Source organism: Kouleothrix sp. 19917 (assembly GCF_057073505.1).
This window is the reverse complement of record NZ_CP097099.1, coordinates 3,991,229-4,010,191: the sequence shown is the minus strand read 5'-3', so window position 1 is coordinate 4,010,191 and position 18,963 is coordinate 3,991,229. Positions and strand designations below refer to the sequence as shown.

Genomic DNA, 18,963 nt, shown 5'->3' with positions numbered 1-18,963 from the left:
GAAAATTCTATTCGACGCTGAGCAGAGAGGTGCAACGCAGTGCCGATCGAGGATGGCATGTCTGATGTAACAATCTATGATATTGCAAAACTCGCCAGCGTGAGCATCTCGACCGTTTCGCGCGTGCTGAACTCCCCCGAGCAGGTTAATCAGGTAACACGGGCGCGCGTGCAGGCAGCGATCGACCGGCTGCATTTTGTGCCCAAGGCCGAAGCAACTGCGCGCGCCCGCAAGGGCACCCGGCGCATTGGGGTGCTGGCCCCGTTTATTACCTACCCATCGTTTGTTCAGCGCTTTCGCGGGGTTGCGGCGATTGCGGATGCATCGTATGAAATGGTGATCTATAACGTCGAGTCGGCGGCGCGGCGCGACAGCTACCTGGCCAGCTTGCCGGTGCTGCGCCGCCTGGATGGCCTGATTGTGATGGCTCTGCCGTTTGGCGATGCGGCAGCCCAGCGCTTGCGCGCTCATAATCTGGAAACGGTGCTGATCGAGTGTGCGCACCCGTCGTTCAGCAGTGTCGAGATCGACGATATTGCGGGCGGGGCGCTGGTGGCGCACTATCTGCTGGCGCAGGGGCATCGCCGTTTTGGCTTTGTGGGCGACGCCGGCGTTCCCGATTATGCGATTCATACCAGCGAGCGGCGCTTGCTGGGCTATCAGCAGGCGCTGGCCGACAATGGCTGCCAGATTGCGCCCGAGCATATTCAGCTCGGAACGCACAGCCTTGAAAATGCGCGCCGCCTGGCACATGCCGTGTTCTCGACGCCCGAGCCGCCAACTGCCATTTTCGCCCCAAGCGATACGCAAGCCATGGGCGTGCTGAAAGCCGCCCGCGAACGCGGGCTGAGCGTGCCGCGCGATGTAGCGGTGGTTGGCTTCGATGATGTGGAAGTGGCTGATTATATTGGCCTGACGACCGTGCGCCAGCCGCTCGAGGAGTCGGGGCGGGTGGCGGTTGAGCTATTGCTGGCCCGCATGGCCAATCAGGCGCGGCCGCCGCAGCGCGTTTCGCTGCCGCTTGAAATTGTGCCGCGCGAAACGGCGTGAGGCAATTGAGCAATTGGTACGCCGCGCCTGGGCGCTGGGTGCCGCAACACACAAACGATGATGAGGTGGTAGCATGGGCGGTGTATTATCGGTGAATATGGCAACAGATCGGGCGCGCCAGATGGCGAGCACGCGGGAGGTCGATGTGCCAACGCAGGTATTGATAGTAGATGACTCACCGCTGGTTGCGGCCGTGGTGGCGCGGCTGATCGAGCGCGAAGGATATACAACCCAGGCGGTGCACAGCGGGCAGGCCGCGCTGGAATATGTGCGCGAAAGCCCGCCCGACCTGATCTTGCTCGATGTCACCATGCCGCCGCCCGACGGCTTTACCGTCTGCCAGATGCTGAAGCAAAACCCTGGCACTGCGCATATCCCGATCATTTTGCTGACGGGCCTCGACGATGCGTCGGCAAGCCACCACGGGCAGCAGGTTGGCGCCGACGGTGTCGTGACCAAGCCCTTCAACACGCCCGACCTGCTCATGTCGATGCGGGTGCTGCTGCAGCACCACGCCCCCTACCCACCCGAGGCCGCCGGTTAAGCAACTGCCCGGCGCAGCTTGCGCACAAATTCCAACATGCAGAAAGCCCGAAGGAGCGCGCTCCTTCGGGCTTTCTGCATGGCGCGCTGCCTACGCCTCTGCGGGCGGCTGGCGCAGCATGATCTGCACGTAGGCTTCGGCAAACTCGCACTCCACGCCATTGCGGCGCGCTTCCTCGGCAGCACCGGCGGCGAACTGGCGCAGCATCGCGCCGGCATCCCAGCCGCCCATCTGGGTGGTGTGTGCCTTCATTGCGGCCACTTTGCGGTCGAGATCTTGCTCTTCCAAAGGCAGCCAGAGCGTGGCGCGGTCGGGCGCAGCCAGGTAGACGGTCGAAACGTCGTGCGGCTCGAACCCTTCGTCGAGCAGCTCAAGCGCGGCCAGGCGCGTGTTTGCAATTGGCATCACGGCGGCGAGCGTGGCCTCGGCGGCGGCGCGATGGTCGGGATGGTTGATATAATTGGGGCCGTAGAAAAAGCGTGGGTCGCAGGTCACAACCGTGTCGGGCCGCACGCGCCGGATCTCGCGGGCAATCGCCAGGCGCAGCTCGATATCGGCCACCAGCCGTCCGTCGCTGCGGCCAAGGAAGCTGTAGCTCGATACGTTGAACAGCGCGCCAGCGGCCCGCTGCTCGGCGCGGCGCATTTCTGCCAGCACGGCGGGGGTGAGCGACGGATCGCGGCTGCCGCTGTTGCCGTCGGTGAGCAGGCAGTAGTGCAGCTCGACGCCGAGGCGTGCCCAGCGCGAGACCATGCCGCCGGCCATAAACTCAATGTCATCGGGGTGAGCCATCACGGCAAGCACGCGCCGTGGCGTTGGTAGGGTCGTCATCGTATTTCCTGTAACATAACTGATCCTTGCCCGCGTATGATAGCACTACCGGCTGCGTTGTGCGGGCAGAAACCGCGTATAATATCTCAAACTAGAATGTGGCAGCGCGCCCAGGCGGCGCAGTGGGCTGCCTCGTATCGCTGAACAGCCGCTTGCGGCTTTGAAGAACGCCCCGGCGTTCATAGGTGGAACAACCTGGAATTGCATTCTGCAAGTATACAGAAAGGATGAGTCCTCCAATGTCAACGGAGACGCTGACCATCACCGATAATCGGACTGGCAAGACCTATGAGGTTCCGGTTGCCAATGGCGCTATCCGCGCTAGCGACCTGCGCCAGCTGAAGATCGAACCGAGCGACTATGGCCTGATGAGCTACGATCCGGCCTTCACCAACACCGCCTCGACCAAGAGCGCGATCACCTATCTCGATGGCGATGAAGGGATTTTGCGCTACCGTGGCTACCCGATCGAGCAGCTTGCCGAGAAAAGCACGCACCTTGAGACGGCCTACCTGATTTTGAACGGCAATCTGCCGACGGCGCCTGAGCTTGCGACATGGGAAACCCAGATCAAGAAGCACTGGTATATTCACGAAAACATCAAGCACCTGATCGACGCCTTCCGCCACGACGCGCACCCGATGGGCATGTTCATCAGCGCAGTTGGCGCATCGTCGAGCTTCCACCCCGAGTCGGCGCAGATCTTCGACCCGGCCATTCGCAACGAGCAGATCGTGCGCCTGATCTCCGAGGTGCCGACGATTGCGGCCTTCTCGTACCGCCATATTCGCGGCCTGCCGGTTGTCTACCCCGACGACGAGCTGAGCTACGCCGGTAACTTCCTGAGCATGATGTTCCGCCGCTCGGAGCTGCGCTACAAGCCCAACCCGGTGCTTGAGCGCGCCCTCGACGTGCTGTTCATTCTCCACGCCGACCACGAGCAGAATTGCAGCACCAACACCATGCGCGCGATTGGCTCGGCGCACGCCGACCCGTATGTTGCGCTGGCCGGTGCCGCCGCCGCGCTCTACGGCCCGCTCCATGGCGGCGCGAACGAGGCGGTGGTGCGCATGCTCACCAAGATCGGCAGCACCAAGAACATTCCCGCCTTTATTGAAAGCGTCAAGAAGGGCGAGGGCAAGCTGATGGGCTTTGGCCACCGCGTGTACAAGAACTTCGACCCGCGCGGCAAGATCGTCAAGCAGCTGGCCTACGAAGTGTTCGAGGTGACGGGCCGCAACCCGCTGCTCGATGTGGCGCTGGAGCTGGAGCGCATCGCGCTGGAAGACGAGTACTTTATCTCGCGCAAGCTCTACCCGAATGTCGACTTCTACTCGGGCCTGATCTACCAGGCGATGGGTCTGCCGACGCCGTTCTTCCCGGTGCTGTTTGCCATTCCGCGCACGGTGGGCTGGCTGGCGCAGTGGGTCGAGCTGCTGAACGACCCCGAGCAGAAGATCGCCCGGCCGCGCCAGCTGTATATTGGCGAGCCCGAGCGCGACTATGTGGCGATTGCCAAGCGCTAAAACACTTGCGCCGCTGACGAAAGACGAATGACGAAACGTGCTTTGATCATTCGTCCTTCGTCTTAGCAAACAAACTTCAACCAGGCTGTTTTGGGCCAGATCGAAACGCCAGGGAGCGACATACTGCTCTCTGGCGTTGCTGTTGTGCGAGGCGATGATGACCAGCATTTGCATTCTTGGTGGCGGCGTTGCCGGGCTCACGGCGGCGGCGCTGCTGGCCGAGCGCGGTTTGGCCCCGGTGCTGCTCGAAGCCGACCCGCGCTGGGTGGGCGGGCGCTTGCGCGATTCGCCCGCGGCCGAACTTGCAGGCGCCGACGGCGCGACGTGGCGCTTCCCAGCCGAACACGGCGTGCATGGCATCTGGTCGCCCTACCACAATCTGCGCGCCTTGCTCACGCATCACGGCATCATGCCCGAACTGGTTCCATCGCGTGAGGAAACGTGGATTTTTGGGCGCGAGCGCCGGGTGCGCGCCGCCGCGATTGGCAGCGCCATGCGCACCAGCATAGTGCCCGCGCCGTTCCACTACCTTGCGCTGTTTGTGCGCCCGCGCTTCTGGGCCATGCTCTCGCCACGCGATCTGGCCTCGCTGCTGCTGATTTCGGGCAGCTTGCTTTCGGCAATGTCGATCGACCCGCTGGTGGAGGGCAAGGCGCTCGATGGCATGACGCTGGCCGATTTCACGCGCGGCTGGTCGCCTACGCTGCGCAGCTTGTTTGTCGGGCTGGCGCGCAACTCGCTGGCGGCCCACCCTGAAGCCGCGCCTGCGGCGGGCTTTATTGCGTTTCTGCGCTTCTACACGCTTCTGCGGCGCGATTCGTGGGTGTTTGGCTACCTGCCCGGCACGGGCGGCGCGTGCATTGCCGAGCCGCTGGCCGAGCGGGCGCGCGCCTGCGGGGCGCGCATTCGGCTGGGCTGCCGGGCCACGCAGATTGACCGCATTGGCGAGCAGTGGCAGGTGCACTACGACGATGGCGCGGGCGAGCGCGCGCTGCTGGCCGACCGGCTGGTGCTGGCGCTGGATGCGCCTGCCGCCGCGCAGTTGCTGAGGAACAGCCCGGCCACGGCAGCGCGCGCCGGGGAATTGCGCTTCCCCGCTGGCGTTGCGACGGCGATCGTCCGCATGTGGTTTGCCGCCTGCCCGCGCCCGGTAGCCGAGTCGGGGATGTGCACTGGCGATTTTGCGATCGACAATTTTTTCTGGCTGCATCGGCTACAGCCCGCGTACCGCGCATGGCACGAAGCCACCGGCGGCAGCGCGGTCGAAGTGCATCTGTATGGCGCGCCACCGGCGGGCGAGCAACCCGACGCAGCCTTGCTGGCGCGCGTGCAGCTCGACATCTACCGCGCCTTTCCCGAGCTGCGCGGCCAGCTCCTGCACACGACATTGCAGCGCAACCCGGCCACGCATACCCTGTTTACGCCGGGCGACCCCGCGCGCGTGCTGGCGGTAGGGACGCCCTGGCCCGGCATGGTGGCCTGCGGCGACTGGGTGGCGCACCCGCACCCGGCTATGTACCTTGAGCGCGCTGCAACGACGGGAATGGCAGCGGCGAACCTGCTGCTGGCCGAGCTTGGCCGCGAGCCGTGGCCGCTTGCGCCGCCCGCCGAGCCAGAATGGTTTGCCGGCCTGGTGAGCGCGGGAATGACGCGCGTGCGCCACACTATGCTGCGCCGCAAGCGTGCCCGGAAGCGCGCCAGCGAAAACCGGCCGTAGCGCCGCAGAGCAGTTTGCAGTTGGCAGAAGGCAGTTGCATTTTCTGCTATACAACACGCTTCTTGCCAGAGCCTGGATGGCGAATATTGCTGAAACGAATGTTCAGCACTCGGGTAAAGCCTCTATTTGGTGGGGGTTCGGGGGCGGCTTTGCCGCCCCCGAATTTTCTTGTCTGGTACTGCGCCCCGGCCTTGCCGTGGCGCAGTACCAGAAGAAGAATCAAGCGGAGTTGGTACTAGAACTCGCCCAGGTCGCGGAAGCGCACGCGCTCAAGCAGCACAAAGCTGAGCGTGGTAGTCAGCATCAGGATGGTGCTGAGCGCGAGGGCGCGGCCATAGTTCAAAGCTCCGGGCAGGCCCAGCAGCCGGTCGATCACCACCGGCACGGTCTGGTTTTCCGGGCGGGCCAGCAGCAGCGCCGCGCCAAACTCGCCAATCGACACGGTGAAGGCGAACACTGCGCCCGCCAGCAGCGCCGGGAAAAGCAGCGGCAGGTCGATTTCGCGCAGCACGCGCAGGGGGCTTGCACCCAGCGCCCCGGCCGCCTCGCGCAGCCGTGGGTCGAGGCCGCGCAGGGCGGGCAGCAGCGAGCGCACCACAAACGGAAATGCCAGCAGCGCGTGTACTGCCGGGATCAGCCAGGGCGAGGCAATCAGGGCAAGCGGCGGGCGGCTGAAGACAATGATATAGCCCAGCCCAAGCGTGATCGCGCTGGTGCCGAGCGGCAGCATAAACAGCGGGTCGAGCAAAGCCGCGAGCCAGGAACCAGGAACCGAGAACCTGCGCGGGATTTGCCTGGTTTTTGCTTCTTGCTTCTTGCTTCTTCCGGCCAGCAGGTACGCCCCCGGCACGCCCACCGCCAGTGCAAGCACCGTTGCGGCCAGCGCAAAGCGCAGCGAGTTGCCAATTGCCGTCAGCGGTGGCACAAAAAACGCGCCGCGCGTGCTGTTCTGGTTCAGGCGCGTGTAGAAATCCAGCGTCGGCGCGGCCGTGCCATCTGCGCCGATTTCTACCAGCGAACGCAGCACCAGCGCCAGCAGCGGCGCGGCAATCAGCAGCAGCAGCATGGCAATATTCGCGCCGACCAGCAGGCGTTCGCGCCCGGTGCGGATCGGGCGGGCGGCTGCGCTGCGCGCGTGTATGGCCAGCGGCACGGTTGCGCGCGCTTGCAGGCGCGTGTAGAACACCGTCATCAGCAGCGTCGCCGCGATCTGCACCAGCGCCAGCGCAGCCGCCACATCCAGGCGCAGCAGGTCGGATGTCAGGCGGTAAATCTCAACCTCGACGGTGGCGAAGCGCGGCCCGCCCAGAATGCGAATGACGCCAAAGCTCGAAAAAGTGTAGATGAAGATCAGCAGCGCCGCCGCGCCGAGCGAGGGCAGCAGCAGGGGCAGCGTCACCTCGCGGAAGGTGCGCAGCCGGCTCGCGCCCAGCACTGCCGCCGCCTGTTCCACGCGTGTGTCGAGTGTGCTCCAGAAGCTGCCGACGATCCGCAGCACGACGCTGTAGTTATAAAACACATGCGCCAGCAGAATAATCGCCAGTGTCTGGTCGAGCTGGATGGGCGGGGTGGCAAGGCCGAGCCAGTGTTGCAGGGTGCTATTCAGCAGGTCGCGCGGGCCAAGCAGCGCCTTGAAGGCTGCCGCCACCACCACCGTGGGCAGCACAAAGGGCACGGTGGCAATCGCGCGCAGCAGGCTTTTGCCGGGGAAGGCGTAGTGCGTGAACACATAGGTGGCCGGCAGAGCAACCAGCAGCGTCAGCGCGGTGGAAACAAGCGCCTGCCAGGTGCTGAACCACAGCACTTCGAGGTAGTAGCTGTCGGCAACGAGCTGCGCCAGACCCGCACCGCTTGCGCCTTCGCCGCCGCCAAAGCTCAGGCGCAGAATCGCCGCCAGGGGGTACAGGAAAAAGAAGACCATGAAAAGCAGCGGCAGCGCGAAAATCAGGGCGCGGTATCGCATAGGCTCGCCGGGAAATTGGCAGGCGGTTCCGTGGGGGGCTTGCTTACGCGGCGTTGCGCTTCAGCACCACCATCGTGATATCGTCGGTCTGGGGCGCGCCGGCGGTGTAGCTCGTCACCGCGTCGATGATCCGGTCGATGATCTCTTCGGGCGAGAGGTGGTGGCTGCGGCGCAGAATTTCGGCCAGGCGCTCTTCGCCAAACAGCTGGCGGCGCGGGTTCATCGCCTCGGTCACGCCGTCAGTGTAGAAAACCACCACATCGCCGGGCTCGACCACGGTGGCGTGCTGCTCGAAACGTGCGTCGGGCACAATGCCGAGCACAATGCCCTGCGCCTGCAGCGGCTCGATGCTGGCCTGAGCGGTGCGATAGTGCAGCGGGTAGTTGTGGCCGCCGTCGGCAAAAATCAGATCGCCGCTTTCCGTGTCCAGAATGGCGTAGAAGCACGTGACGAACAGGCCCGAGCGCGCGTCGGAAAGGATCAGGCGGTTGGCGCGCTCAAGCACCGCCACGGGCGAATGGCCATCGCTGGCGGTGGCGCGAATGATGGTGCGCGACAGCACCATAAACAAGGCTGCCGGCACGCCTTTATCGGTCACGTCCGCGATCACAATGCCAAGCCGGCCAGCCTGATCCAGCGCGATGGTCTGGTTCGATTTGGGCGGGCGCGGGGCCATGCGGCCAGTGCGCCAGAACTCCAGCTCGCGATCTTGCCGGCTCATCGCTGCGCCCTTGGGCTGGGCCTGCCCGCGCGCCATTGGCTCGCCCGATTTTTCGACGCCATTGCCGGGCTGCTCGCTCGCAAGCTCAATAAAGTCGTAGAAGTCGCCGCCAACCTGCCGTGCCGCGCGGTAGAAGGCCGCGATCGAGTAGCCCGGCGCAACCGGGCAGCCGGCCGGCAAGAAGGTGCTTTGAATATCGCGCGCGAGGTTCAGCTCCTGTTCGAGGCGCTGGCGGGCGAGCGCTTCCTGATGCAGCCGCTCGCGCTCAAGCGTTTGGGCGAGCTGGCTGCCGAGCAAGCCAAGCAGCTGCGCTTCGTCCATCAGGAAGCGGCGCGCCGTGTGTGTGTTGATCATCAGCGTGCCAACCGGCGCGCCACCAATTTCGATGGTGAGCGCGAGGTGGCCCTGGAAGCGCTGGGCTTCCAGCAGCTGCGGCAGGTCGTCGAGCGCATCTTCATGGAGCGCGGCGCTGGTTTCGGGCAGGTACCACAGGTGCGGGTTGACTGAGTCGAGCACGACGGGCGGCGCGCCTTTGGGCAGGTAGTGCCAGCCGTGCGCAGCCACCAGCATCGCGCGGCCTTCCTGCTCGTCGGCTTCAATAAATGCACAGGCATCGGCTTCGAGCAGACGCGCGCCAACGCGCACCAGCCGCTGCAGCGCCGGCTCAAGCGATTCGGCGCCGAGCAGTTCCTGCGAGAGCTTGAGCAGCGCGGCCTGCTCCTGCACGCGCCGCACCTTCACCTGATCGTGCAGGCGGGTGCGGGTGATGGCGGTGCCAAGCATAAAGCCAATTGCCGAAAGGAGCTGAAGCTGCGGTGGCGTGAAACGGCCATACTCTGAGGTGGCAACGTTCAGGATGCCGAGCACTTCGGCTTCGCCCTGGATGGGCACCGAGGCGTGCTGCGCAAGCGAGCGCTTGTCGCCGACGGCGTGGCGCAGGCGGCTGCAGCGCACCATATTGACGGCTTTGCTGAGCTTGCCGCCCAGGCACATTTCCTGGCAGCTGCACTCGCCCGACCAGGCCGGGCCGGGGTAGTTGAGCGCGGGCGGCAGCTCGTGGCGCGCGGCCAGGCGGAAGCTCGCGCCTTCTTCGTGCAGAAAGATCCAGCCGGTGCGCAAGCCCATGATCTCGACGATTTTGGGCAAGGCAGCATCAAGCGCCTCGCGCAAATCAAGCGCGCGGTTGAGGGTTTGCGCCAGCTCATTCAGGGTGGTGAGCTCGGCGATGCGCTGCTGGGCGTCGGTGAGTGCGGGCATAGTTCGATTTACGATTTATGATTAACGATTTACGATTTGGCGCGTTCTAATCGTAAATCATAAATCATAAATCGTAAATTATTCGTCTTTCTTACGGCAGATGGCAACGCCATCGCGCACGGGAATAATGACCGATTCGAGCTGCGGGTGCTGCATGATCGCCCGGTTGAATTCCTGAATGCCGCGCACGGTTGGGGCAGCATCTTCTTCAACCACCAGGCCGTTGCACAGCACATTATCGCCTATCAGCATGCCGCCGGGCCGCAGGCGCGAAACGCACAGCTCCAGCGCCTTGACGGCGTCGTGCTCATTGGACAGGTTGCGCAGGATGTCGAGAAAGATCAGGTCGAAGGGGCCAGACACGGTTTCGAGCACGCTGAACCACTCGCCCTCGATAATATTCAGGCACTCACCATAGCCGGCGCGCGTAATATAGTCTTGCGCCAGTTTGTAGCGCTCGGGCTGGCGCTCAATCGCCGTCAGGCGGCCGCCGGCGGGCACCACGGCGCGCAACAGCCATGTAGCCGCGTAGCCGGTGGCCGTGCCGATTTCAAGCGCTTCGCGCGCGCCGGAGCTTTTTGCAAGCAGGTAGAGCAACTGCCCTTCAACCGGGCCGACGAGCGGAAGGCCGCGCTCGTAGGCGCGCTGCTCAAGTTCGGCCAGCACACCCGAACGTGGGGGCATCAGGTTGCTGAGGTAGTCTTCGATGGCAAAGTTTGTGATGTCATCGCGCATGTGGTCCCTCCTTGCGCGCTCCAGCGCGGAATCACGCAGCCCCGATTGTACCACATATCGCTGTTTCCCGATATGTGGTTTTGTTCATCTGAACAGAAAATTGGGCCTGGGCGCGCGCTGCGGCATTGCACGAAGCGGTGATTTTTGCTATAATGGAAGCCGCGCACGAAACGCTTTACACTTGGGGAGGTCGCATAGTGGCCTAGTGCGCGGCACTGGAAATGCCGTAGGGGGGCAACCTCCTCGTGGGTTCAAATCCCACCCTCCCCGCCACCGTGGCGCGGGCAGCTGTCAAGCATTTTGGCAGCTGCCCGCGCTTTTTATGCCTGTCCCCGCAGCATCGTATCCAGCGTGGCGGCAATCGCGCCAAAGGCGGCGGCATCGGCGCTGGTGGGCGCGGCCTGCACCAGCGGGTGCCCGGCGTCGATGCCCCGGCTGATCGCAATGTCCATCGGGATGCGCCCAAGCAGCGGCAGGTTGGCATCGCGCACGGCCCAGCTGCGCTCGCTGTGGTGAAACACCTCGATCTGCTCGCCACAGTGCGGGCAGATCATATAGCTCATGTTCTCGATGCGGCCGAGGATGGGCACGTGGGCACTGCGAAACAGGCCCAGCGAGCGCGAGGTGTCGAGCAGCGAAAGGTCTTGCGGGGTCGTCACAACCACCACGCCGTCGATCTGGTAGCTGCGCACCAGGCTGTGCTGCGGCTCGCCGGTGCCGGGTGGCAGGTCGATCAGCAGGTAGTCGAGCGCGCCCCACTTCACGTCGCCAAACGTCTGGGTGACGATCCGCCCGGCGTCGTGCGGGTCGGGCATGACGGCGTCGTTCTCGCCAACCAGCAAGCCAATCGACATAACCTTCAGGCCGAAGCGCTCCAGCGGCGGAATATACGGCTCGGCGTTGGCGCGCACAATCGGCAGCAAGCCCGAGGCCGAGGCCGTGCGCCGCACACCCAGCATCAGCGGCACGTTCGGCCCGTAAATGTCGGCGTCGAAAATGCCCACCCGCGCGCCGCGCGCGGCCAGCGCCAGCGCAAGGTTCACGCTCACCGTCGTTTTGCCCACGCCGCCTTTGCCGCTGGCAATCGCCAGCACGCGCGCGATATTGGGGATCTGGCGCTGGCTCATGCGTCGCTACCCTTTGGCCTTAGGCACGCTTTGCAGCTCGGTGGTGAGCACGTAAAAGTCGCGCCCGTCGGTGAGCTTGAGCACGGAATGCGCGCCGGTGGTGGTGGCGCTCAGCACTTTGCTGCCGTCGGCGTAGATCACGCCATTGCGATCTTTCACAATGCGCACTTGCCCAATGCGCACTGAGCTTGCGGTTGGCAGGCGGAAGAATGAAATGAGCTTGCCGCTCATAGATGTCGCTTTCTGCACTTCAAGCAGCGCACGAAGTGAATAGGGAGGCGGAGAAGATTTGCTGCTGATTATAGCATAGCGCCGCCCTGCGCGAAATAAAAGAGCCGGCTGTGCCGACTCTTGTGATGCACTATGGAACAAGTGAACGCCTAACGCTGAGGCAAGCCGGGCGCATTTTCTTCGGCGCGGGCGGCCCGCCAGTTTTGCAGGCGCAAGCGTTTACCAAGCGAAATTGCCAGGTTCTGCATCATGCGCATGCCCATTGCGGGGTCGTCTTCGGCCAATGAGTCGAGCGCTTCTTTGGTGAGCGTCAGCAGTTGCGCGCCTTGCGGGCCGGCCCGCAAATCAGCGCTGCGCGACACGCCTTCCAGCAGCGCGAGCTCGCCTGCAACCTGCCCGGCATTCATGGAAGCCAGGCGCGTGGTGCCGCTGTCGGTGGTGAGCCACACTTCCAGTGTGCCAGCCTTGACGATATACATCTCGTTGCCATTGCTGTTCATCGACACAACCTTGTCGCCCGCCCCGTAGCCGTTTGAGTGCACCAGCGACGACAGCCGCAGGCGCTGCGCTTCGGTCAGGTGCTCGCCAATTTCCGAGTTGTTCAGGAAGCCGGCGATCTCTTGCAGATGCGCGAGGTCGTTATCGGTTTCGGCCGGGCGGTCGCTGAGCGCGGGCGGCAGGCCCAGGAAGTGCGCAATATGCCGCAGCGTGGCGTCGGTCTGCTCGAATTGCGGCCAGTGCCCGGCGTTCGGGATCAGGCGCAGATCGGCGCGCGGCCATTCTTCCGCCACCGCGCCTGCATCGCGCAGCGGCACAATATTGTCTTCCGCGCCCCACAACACCAGCGTTTGCGGCTCGATGCGCCCAAGCTGGCCGCGCAGATCGCCCTGCTGCATGGCGACAAAACAGGCCGCCCGCACCTGACCCTGGCCGCGGCGGCGGGCGTCTTCGCGAATTTTCGCGTAGGCTTGCTCGGAAACGTGCGCGCGCTCGGCAAAGTTCGAGGGTTTCAGCAGGTAGTCGGTGTAGTCGAGCGGGGTTTTCGCGGCCATGGAGAGCAGCCATTCAATGACCGAGCTGCGTTCGGCCATAACGTGCGGCTTCATCAGCAAATTCACGCGCGTGGAAAGGCGGCCGCTCAGGGCGGGGTTGAGCAGCACCAGCTTGTCGACCAGCACGGGGTAGAGCAGCGCCAGCGTGGCGGCGATCTGCCCGCCCATCGAGTGGCCCAGCACCAGCACGGCGCGGTCGTGGTCGCCATTCAGCTTCACAATAATCTGCGCGATCAGGTCCGCATAGCCCACAATGGTCGGCTTGCTGGCCGGCGCAGGCGATTGCCCGAAGCCCGGCAGGTCGATGGCGATGCAGCGGTAGCGCTTGCTCAGGATCGGGATGATTGGCGCCCAGGTGAAGGACGAGCTCGACCAGCCGTGAATCAGAATGGCAATTGGTCCATGGGCTGGCCCTGCCTCTTGCACATACAGCACTTGCCCATTGATCGTATATGTTGCCATAGCAATCTCCCGCCCGAATTGGTCGCCAGTCATCGCAATTGTCGTTGGCAAGAACGTTGTGTGAGCGGTGTTTTCGCAGGTGTTGGCGCTGATTATGAGCGAATTGTCATTCCGCAGAAGCAGAGATCCTGCGAACAATTCGTATCAATCTGTGATCGGCCGCACTGCGTGGCGGTTTGCGCGGTCGGGGCGCGGGGCGTGCCTATGGTTAAGGCCAGAGCCTTGGGCCACAAAGAACACTGAGGTCACGGAGAAAAGCGCCAGATCTCAGCATATGCGTTTGTGGCTCAACTGCTCTAATCTTCGCGATACGATGTCGCAGCATCACGCCAGTATGGCGTTTGGGCGGCCTGCGTGCGACGGTTGGCGAGCGCGCGCCCATAGAGTTCGGTGTAGCGGCGCGCCGAGCTGTGCCACGAATGGTCGGCCGCCATGGCGTGCTGAATAAGCTGTGACCACGTATCCTGGTGGCGATAGGTTTCCAGCGCGCGGATCAAGGCCGTGTACAGCGCCATGGAGTCGTATTCCCCGAACGAAAAGCCATTGCCCGCGCCAGTGGCCGGCTCGTAGTCGCGCACGGTGTCGGCCAGGCCGCCCGTTTCGCGCACCACCGGGATGGTGCCATAGCGCAGGGCGATCATCTGGCCCAGGCCGCACGGTTCTACGCGCGAAGGCATCAGGAAGATATCGGAGCCGGCATAGATTTTTTGCGCAAGCTGGGCCTTGAAGGTGTTGAACAGCGCGACCTGCTCGGGGAAACGTCCACGCAACTGGTTCAGGCGGTCGAGGTGGCGCTGGTCGCCGGTGCCAAGAATAACGAGCTGCACGTCGTTGTGGCGCAGCAGCGGCTCGGCAATCTGCTCGATCAGGTCGAATCCTTTGAGATCGGCCAGCCGCGAGATTGCGCCAATGACGACGGTGCCGGGGCTGCTCGGCAGGCCGGCGTCGTGTTGCAAGTCAAGCTTGCAGGCGCGCTTGCCGGCCAGGTTGTTTATATCGTAGTGCGCGGCAATGTATGGGTCGGTCGCCGGGTTCTGCAAATCGGTGTCGATGCCGTTGAGCACGCCATACAGGCGATCGCGCCGGTCGCGCAGCAGCGGGTCGAGCCCTTCGCCATAGTCTGGTTCGAGAATTTCGCTGGCGTAAGTTGGGCTGACGGTGTTGATAATGTCGGCGTAGTAGATGCCGCGCCCCATAAAATCGACGACATCGTTCAGGTGCGGCATGTCGGGGTGGGCGATAAAGCCATACTCATCGACGCCCGCGATTTCGAGCACGCGGTAGCCAAAGATGCCCTGATAGGCGAGGTTGTGGATGGTGAAAACGCATGCGGTTTGAGCGTAGAACGGGTCGTTTTTGTAAATGGTTTTCAGCCAGTTCGGCACAATCGCGGTGTGCCAGTCGTGGCAGTGAATAATGTCGGGCTGCCAGCCCAGCAGCTTGATGCCTTCCAGCGTTGCGCGGCAGAAGAAAATAAAGCGGTCGGCATCGTCTTCATACATATAGATGCCGTCGCGCTCGTAGTAGTGCTGGTTGTCGACCATGTACACCGGCACGTCGCCACCGGGCGCGGGCACACCCGTTTCGAGCAGCTCGGCCTTCACATCGTGGTCGTCCATGGGTACAGTATATTCGGGCACCGCAACGCCAAGCGGGAAGCGCGCCGGGTCGATCCGGCTGTAGCGCGGCATTGCCACGCGCACATCGTGGCCAAGCGCGCGCAGGGCTTTGGGCAGCGCGCCGGCAACATCGGCCAGGCCGCCGGTTTTGGCGAACGGCACCATCTCGGGCGTCATGATCAGAATACGCAAAGGCGGGTTGCTCATAGGGCCTCATCTCAGGCAGCATTGCGTGAAGGCGTGCTGAACGCGCGGCATTCCGCTACCGTGCGGCAGGTGCTGCGGCGCGCAGCTGCTGAATCGCGGCCAGCGCGCGGCGCGCAACCTCGGCGGGCGCGCCAGTGGCATCGATTTGCACGAGCTGCTCGCCGGACTGGTAAAAGTCCAGCAGCGGCTGCGTTTGCTCATGATACACCACCAGGCGCTGGCGCACGACCTCGGGGCGGTCGTCGTCGCGGGCCACCAGGCGGCCGCCGCGCTCCTGGCAGCGCAGCACACTCGACAGATCATCGATATGCACCGGGAAAGGCTCGCCCACGCCCTCGCAGATGCGGCGACCACTCAGGCGGCGCACCACCTCTTCATCGCTGACCTCAAGCGCCAGCACACCGTGGAGCGTGCGCCCAAAGTCGGCCAGCATGCCGCCCAGGCCGCGCGCCTGGTGCAGCGTGCGCGGGTAGCCATCGAGCAAAAAGCCCTGGTCGGGATCGAGCCCTTCCAGCGTAGCGCGCAGCAGCCGGTCCATCAGCGAATCGGGCGCAAGGTTGCCCTTGTCGAGGTAAGGCATCACCTCGCGGCCAATCGCGCTGCGGGCCTGCATCTCGGCGCGCAAACGCTGGCCGGTCGAAATACTCACAAGCTGGCACTCGCGCGCAATCGCCTCGGCGATCGTGCTTTTGCCCGAGCCGGGCGGGCCGACCAGCACAATATTCAGGGGCGGCATGGTGTGCATAGAATTGATCTGCCTTTATGAGCGAATGGCGCTATTATAACGCAATGCTCATGGCTTGCGCGCCGGGGCGCTTGCGCGCATCACAGCGCCATCCGTTTGCCGCTGCCGGGCTTGTATGCTATACTACGGGGCGGTGCGTCACAGCGCGCCGAAGTACACACATCCCCTGATCGTGGCAATCCTGCCGGCGGCGCGCCGGTTCTGCGCATGAGCAGAGGGGGGTGGCGGAAACTCAATCTTTTAAGGAGGAATAGCAATCCTATGACCCAGGGAACCCAACGGCTCGTATCCATGAAGTCGCTGCTCGAATCGGGCTCGCACTTCGGCCACCAGACCAAGCGCTGGAACCCGAAGATGAAGCCGTACATCTTCACGGCCCGCAACGGCATCCACATCATCGACTTGCAGAAAACCATCACCGGCCTGACGGCGGCGTACAACTTCGTCGTCGAAACGGCTGCTGCTGGCGGCAAGATCCTGTTTGTCGGCACCAAGAAGCAGGCGCAGGAAGCAGTTGCTGAAGAAGCGGCGCGCGCCAACCAGTATGCGATTACGCAGCGCTGGCTGGGCGGCACGCTCACCAACTTCGTCACCATTCGCAAGCGGCTGCGCTACCTGGCCGATCTGGAAGAGCAGCGCGAGCGCGGCGACTTCGCCCGCCTGACCAAGGCCGAGGGCATGAAGCTTGGCGAAGAAATCGAGAAGCTGAACCGCGTGTTTGGCGGCATCAAGCGCATGGATCGCGTGCCCGGCGCGCTGTTCATTGTCGACCCGCACAAGGAAGACCTGGCCGTGAAAGAAGCGCGCAAGGTCGGCATCCCGATCGTCGCCATGGTCGACACAAACTGCGACCCCGACCTGATCGACTATGTCATCCCAACCAACGACGACGCGATCCGCAGCATTCGCCTGATCACCAGCAAGATCGCCGACGCGGCGGTTGAAGGCGCCACGCGCCGCGAAAGCTCGCAGGCCGACCAGATGCGCGGTGGCCGCTACGACCAGCCCGCGCCCGAGGCCGACATGATCGACGAAACCGAAGAGGAACCAGCCGTTTAATTCGCGCGGCGCCCCGCCCCCGGTAAGCTGAGGAAGAACGAAGGCGGCGGCACCACATGCGGCCTTCGCTCTTCCCCTTTTTATGTCATAATGCACCTGAGTGCTTGCGCCCGCCGGCCCGATGCCGCTATGCTGGGCGCGGCCACCAACCTGTAAGGAGACGAAACGTGGCAGAAGTTACTGCGCAAATGGTCAAGGAACTGCGCGAACGTACCGGCGCTGGCATTAAAGAAGCCAAAGATATTCTTGTGCAGACCGAAGGCGACATGAAGAAAGCCATCGAGATCCTGCGCGAGAAGGGTATGAAGGTAAGCGATAAAGTTCAGGGCCGCGAGGCCAACGAAGGCCGGATCGAGATCTATGTGCACCCCGGCTCGCGCATGGCCGCGATGGTCGAGCTCGACTGCGAGACCGACTTTGTGGCGCGCACCGAAGACTTCATCGCCCTGTCGAAAGACCTGGCGCTCCATATCGCCGCGATGAACCCGCGCTACCTCAAGGCCGAAGACGTGCCCGCCGACGTGATTGCCGAGAGCGGCGAGACGGCCGAGAAATACTACGAGCAGTATGTGCTCCTGGCGCAGCCCTTCGTCAAAGACGGCTCGCGCACAATCGAAGACAAGATCAAGGAAACAGTGGCCAAAGTGCGCGAAAACCTGGTTGTGCGCCGCTTTGTGCGCTATGAGATTGGAGGATAACCAGGCAGAAGCGGGGCGGCTTATCACCGCCCCGCCTTTGTGTGGAACACGCTATGACTGAGCCAAAGTATCACCGCGTATTGCTCAAGCTCAGTGGCGAGGCGCTGATCGGCGAACAGGGCGACTCGATCTCGCCGACTGTGCTCGAGTTTTATGCGCATGAAATTCAAAGCATTCTTGCGCGTGGCGCGCAGGTTGCTGTGGTGCTGGGTGGCGGCAATATCTGGCGCGGCAATCGCGCATCGGCCCGCCGCATGGACACGGCGCAATCCCACTACATGGGCATGCTGGCGACAATCATCAACGCCCTGGCGCTGCAGGACGCGCTGGAAGGGCGTGGGATCGTCACCCGCGCCATGAGCGCGATCAAGATGGACGAAGTTGCCGAGCCGTATATTCACCGCCGGGCGATTCGCCACCTCGAAAAGGGGCGCGTGATCATTCTGGCGGGCGGCACCGGCCGGCCTTTCTTCACCACCGACTCGGCGGCGGCCCTGCGCGCAGCTGAAATTCACGCCGAAGTCATCCTGATGGCGAAAAACGGCGTCGATGGCGTGTACACCGCCGATCCCAAGCGCGACCCATCGGCCACGCGCTTTGATACCATTACCTATATGGACGCGCTGCAGCGCGGGCTGGAAGTGATGGACCGCACGGCGCTGACCTTCTGTATGGATAATAAAATCCCGATTGTTGTCTTCGACGCCATGCGCCAGGGCAATATCGAGCGAATTGTAAACGGTGAGAACGTCGGGACACTGGTGTCCGACACGGCTGCTGCCTAAAGGAGCACAGGCATGATCAACGATGTATTGCGCGATACCGAAGGGAAAATGAAGAAGTCGGTCGAGTCGCTGCGCCAGCACCTGACGACGATCCGCACCGGCCGTGCCTCGCCGGCCCTGGTCGAGCACATGCAGGTGGAAGCCTGGGGTTCAAACATGCCGCTGAACCAGCTGGCTGGCATCACCACGCCCGATGCGCGCATGATCGTCATTCAGCCCTACGACAAATCGACGATCAAGGCGATTGAGAAGGCCATCCAGAACTCCGAGCTGGGCATCAACCCGTCGAACGACGGCGTGGTGATCCGCCTGTCGGTGCCGCCGCTGACTGAAGATCGCCGCCGCGCGCTGACCAAGCAGGTCAAGTCGCAGGTGGAGGAAAGCAAGGTGGCAGTGCGCAACCAGCGGCGCGACGCGCTCGATGCAGTGAAGAAGCTCGAGCACGACAAGCAGATTTCGGAAAACGACCAGCGGCGCGGGCAGGAAAAGCTCCAGGAGCTGACCGACAAGTACATCCGCGAAGTCGAGCAGATCGGCGCGGCCAAAGAAGCCGAGGTCATGGAAGTCTAGGTTCGGCGCGTACCGTTGCGATTGCCCGCCGCAATAATTGAACCTGCAATCGTACACTTGGGGG

The 18,963-nt window shown here is 63.5% G+C and carries 17 protein-coding genes and 1 tRNA gene; 9 read left to right on the top strand and 9 right to left on the bottom strand.

Annotation, left to right across the window (positions count from 1 at the left end):
• Window positions 1-57: 57 nt before the first annotated feature.
• The gene (locus tag M1P90_RS16435) at window positions 58-1,050 is read left to right on the top strand and encodes a LacI family DNA-binding transcriptional regulator (protein ID WP_483704107.1); all 993 of its coding nucleotides are present in this window, start codon (window positions 58-60) and stop codon (window positions 1,048-1,050) included.
• Window positions 1,051-1,171: 121 nt separating this feature from the next.
• Entirely contained in the window at window positions 1,172-1,594 is a 423-nt protein-coding gene (locus M1P90_RS16430; RefSeq protein WP_483704105.1) for a response regulator, read from the top strand.
• A 90-nt stretch (window positions 1,595-1,684) separates the two neighbouring features.
• On the opposite strand, the gene M1P90_RS16425 is transcribed toward M1P90_RS16430, so the two are convergent.
• Window positions 1,685-2,425 carry a PIG-L deacetylase family protein gene (locus M1P90_RS16425; protein WP_483704103.1) on the bottom strand — a complete coding sequence of 247 codons (741 nt, stop codon included), beginning with the start codon at window positions 2,423-2,425 and terminating at the stop codon, window positions 1,685-1,687.
• Between the two features lie 239 nt (window positions 2,426-2,664).
• Here M1P90_RS16425 and M1P90_RS16420 point away from each other — a divergent pair, with 239 nt between their 5' ends.
• Window positions 2,665-3,951, top strand: coding sequence for a citrate synthase (locus tag M1P90_RS16420; protein WP_483704101.1), 1,287 nt, complete (start codon window positions 2,665-2,667; stop codon window positions 3,949-3,951).
• Between the two features lie 154 nt (window positions 3,952-4,105).
• The gene (locus M1P90_RS16415) at window positions 4,106-5,668 is read left to right on the top strand and encodes an FAD-dependent oxidoreductase (protein ID WP_483704099.1); all 1,563 of its coding nucleotides are present in this window, start codon (window positions 4,106-4,108) and stop codon (window positions 5,666-5,668) included.
• A 235-nt stretch (window positions 5,669-5,903) separates the two neighbouring features.
• Here M1P90_RS16415 and M1P90_RS16410 read toward each other — a convergent pair whose 3' ends face one another.
• The 3 genes from M1P90_RS16410 to M1P90_RS16400 form a co-directional block, all read right to left on the bottom strand.
• Complete coding sequence (locus tag M1P90_RS16410) at window positions 5,904-7,631, bottom strand: ABC transporter permease (protein WP_483704097.1); 1,728 nt, start codon at window positions 7,629-7,631, stop codon at window positions 5,904-5,906.
• 43 nt (window positions 7,632-7,674) lie between these two features.
• Window positions 7,675-9,609 carry a GAF domain-containing SpoIIE family protein phosphatase gene (locus tag M1P90_RS16405; RefSeq protein WP_483704095.1) on the bottom strand — a complete coding sequence of 645 codons (1,935 nt, stop codon included), beginning with the start codon at window positions 9,607-9,609 and terminating at the stop codon, window positions 7,675-7,677.
• A gap of 78 nt (window positions 9,610-9,687) precedes the next feature.
• The gene (locus M1P90_RS16400; protein ID WP_483704093.1) at window positions 9,688-10,344 is read right to left on the bottom strand and encodes an O-methyltransferase; all 657 of its coding nucleotides are present in this window, start codon (window positions 10,342-10,344) and stop codon (window positions 9,688-9,690) included.
• Window positions 10,345-10,527: 183 nt separating this feature from the next.
• On the opposite strand from M1P90_RS16400, the gene M1P90_RS16395 reads away from it, so the two are divergent.
• Window positions 10,528-10,617 (top strand) — tRNA-Ser (locus tag M1P90_RS16395).
• 47 nt (window positions 10,618-10,664) lie between these two features.
• Here the strand turns inward: M1P90_RS16395 and M1P90_RS16390 are convergent.
• From M1P90_RS16390 to M1P90_RS16370, 5 genes are all read right to left on the bottom strand, one after another.
• Complete coding sequence (locus M1P90_RS16390; RefSeq protein ID WP_483704091.1) at window positions 10,665-11,471, bottom strand: P-loop NTPase; 807 nt, start codon at window positions 11,469-11,471, stop codon at window positions 10,665-10,667.
• Window positions 11,472-11,477: 6 nt separating this feature from the next.
• Entirely contained in the window at window positions 11,478-11,702 is a 225-nt protein-coding gene (locus tag M1P90_RS16385; RefSeq protein WP_483704089.1) for a hypothetical protein, read from the bottom strand.
• A 149-nt stretch (window positions 11,703-11,851) separates the two neighbouring features.
• On the bottom strand, window positions 11,852-13,216 hold the full coding sequence (locus tag M1P90_RS16380) for an alpha/beta fold hydrolase (RefSeq protein WP_483704087.1): 1,365 nt from the start codon (window positions 13,214-13,216) through the stop codon (window positions 11,852-11,854).
• Between the two features lie 296 nt (window positions 13,217-13,512).
• The gene (locus tag M1P90_RS16375; protein WP_483704085.1) at window positions 13,513-15,042 is read right to left on the bottom strand and encodes a glycogen synthase; all 1,530 of its coding nucleotides are present in this window, start codon (window positions 15,040-15,042) and stop codon (window positions 13,513-13,515) included.
• A gap of 55 nt (window positions 15,043-15,097) precedes the next feature.
• Window positions 15,098-15,787, bottom strand: a complete 690-nt coding sequence (locus M1P90_RS16370) for an adenylate kinase family protein (RefSeq protein WP_483704083.1) — start codon at window positions 15,785-15,787, stop codon at window positions 15,098-15,100.
• Between the two features lie 261 nt (window positions 15,788-16,048).
• Between M1P90_RS16370 and rpsB the strand changes: the two genes are divergently transcribed.
• The 4 genes from rpsB to frr all read left to right on the top strand — a co-directional run bounded on the left by rpsB (window position 16,049) and on the right by frr (window position 18,899).
• Window positions 16,049-16,846 (top strand): 30S ribosomal protein S2, encoded by a 798-nt coding sequence (rpsB, locus tag M1P90_RS16365; RefSeq protein ID WP_483704081.1) that lies wholly within the window; start codon window positions 16,049-16,051, stop codon window positions 16,844-16,846.
• A 167-nt stretch (window positions 16,847-17,013) separates the two neighbouring features.
• Window positions 17,014-17,544, top strand: coding sequence for an elongation factor Ts (locus M1P90_RS16360; protein ID WP_483704079.1), 531 nt, complete (start codon window positions 17,014-17,016; stop codon window positions 17,542-17,544).
• A 53-nt stretch (window positions 17,545-17,597) separates the two neighbouring features.
• Window positions 17,598-18,329, top strand: a complete 732-nt coding sequence (gene pyrH, locus M1P90_RS16355; RefSeq protein ID WP_483704077.1) for a UMP kinase — start codon at window positions 17,598-17,600, stop codon at window positions 18,327-18,329.
• Between the two features lie 12 nt (window positions 18,330-18,341).
• On the top strand, window positions 18,342-18,899 hold the full coding sequence (frr, locus tag M1P90_RS16350; RefSeq protein WP_483704075.1) for a ribosome recycling factor: 558 nt from the start codon (window positions 18,342-18,344) through the stop codon (window positions 18,897-18,899).
• The last annotated feature ends 64 nt before the right edge of the window (window positions 18,900-18,963 follow it).

Bases quoted from the DNA above. Each gene is read 5' to 3' on its own strand.
- M1P90_RS16435 (WP_483704107.1), top strand. From the start codon at position 58: ATGTCTGATGTAACAATCTATGATATTGCAAAACTCGCCAGCGTGAGC.
- M1P90_RS16430 (WP_483704105.1), top strand. From the start codon at position 1,172: ATGGCGAGCACGCGGGAGGTCGATGTGCCAACGCAGGTATTGATAGTA.
- M1P90_RS16425 (WP_483704103.1), bottom strand. From the start codon at position 2,425: ATGACGACCCTACCAACGCCACGGCGCGTGCTTGCCGTGATGGCTCAC.
- M1P90_RS16420 (WP_483704101.1), top strand. From the start codon at position 2,665: ATGTCAACGGAGACGCTGACCATCACCGATAATCGGACTGGCAAGACC.
- M1P90_RS16415 (WP_483704099.1), top strand. From the start codon at position 4,106: ATGATGACCAGCATTTGCATTCTTGGTGGCGGCGTTGCCGGGCTCACG.
- M1P90_RS16410 (WP_483704097.1), bottom strand. From the start codon at position 7,631: ATGCGATACCGCGCCCTGATTTTCGCGCTGCCGCTGCTTTTCATGGTC.
- M1P90_RS16405 (WP_483704095.1), bottom strand. From the start codon at position 9,609: ATGCCCGCACTCACCGACGCCCAGCAGCGCATCGCCGAGCTCACCACC.
- M1P90_RS16400 (WP_483704093.1), bottom strand. From the start codon at position 10,344: ATGCGCGATGACATCACAAACTTTGCCATCGAAGACTACCTCAGCAAC.
- M1P90_RS16390 (WP_483704091.1), bottom strand. From the start codon at position 11,471: ATGAGCCAGCGCCAGATCCCCAATATCGCGCGCGTGCTGGCGATTGCC.
- M1P90_RS16385 (WP_483704089.1), bottom strand. From the start codon at position 11,702: ATGAGCGGCAAGCTCATTTCATTCTTCCGCCTGCCAACCGCAAGCTCA.
- M1P90_RS16380 (WP_483704087.1), bottom strand. From the start codon at position 13,216: ATGGCAACATATACGATCAATGGGCAAGTGCTGTATGTGCAAGAGGCA.
- M1P90_RS16375 (WP_483704085.1), bottom strand. From the start codon at position 15,042: ATGAGCAACCCGCCTTTGCGTATTCTGATCATGACGCCCGAGATGGTG.
- M1P90_RS16370 (WP_483704083.1), bottom strand. From the start codon at position 15,787: ATGCACACCATGCCGCCCCTGAATATTGTGCTGGTCGGCCCGCCCGGC.
- rpsB (WP_483704081.1), top strand. From the start codon at position 16,049: ATGACCCAGGGAACCCAACGGCTCGTATCCATGAAGTCGCTGCTCGAA.
- pyrH (WP_483704077.1), top strand. From the start codon at position 17,598: ATGACTGAGCCAAAGTATCACCGCGTATTGCTCAAGCTCAGTGGCGAG.
- frr (WP_483704075.1), top strand. From the start codon at position 18,342: ATGATCAACGATGTATTGCGCGATACCGAAGGGAAAATGAAGAAGTCG.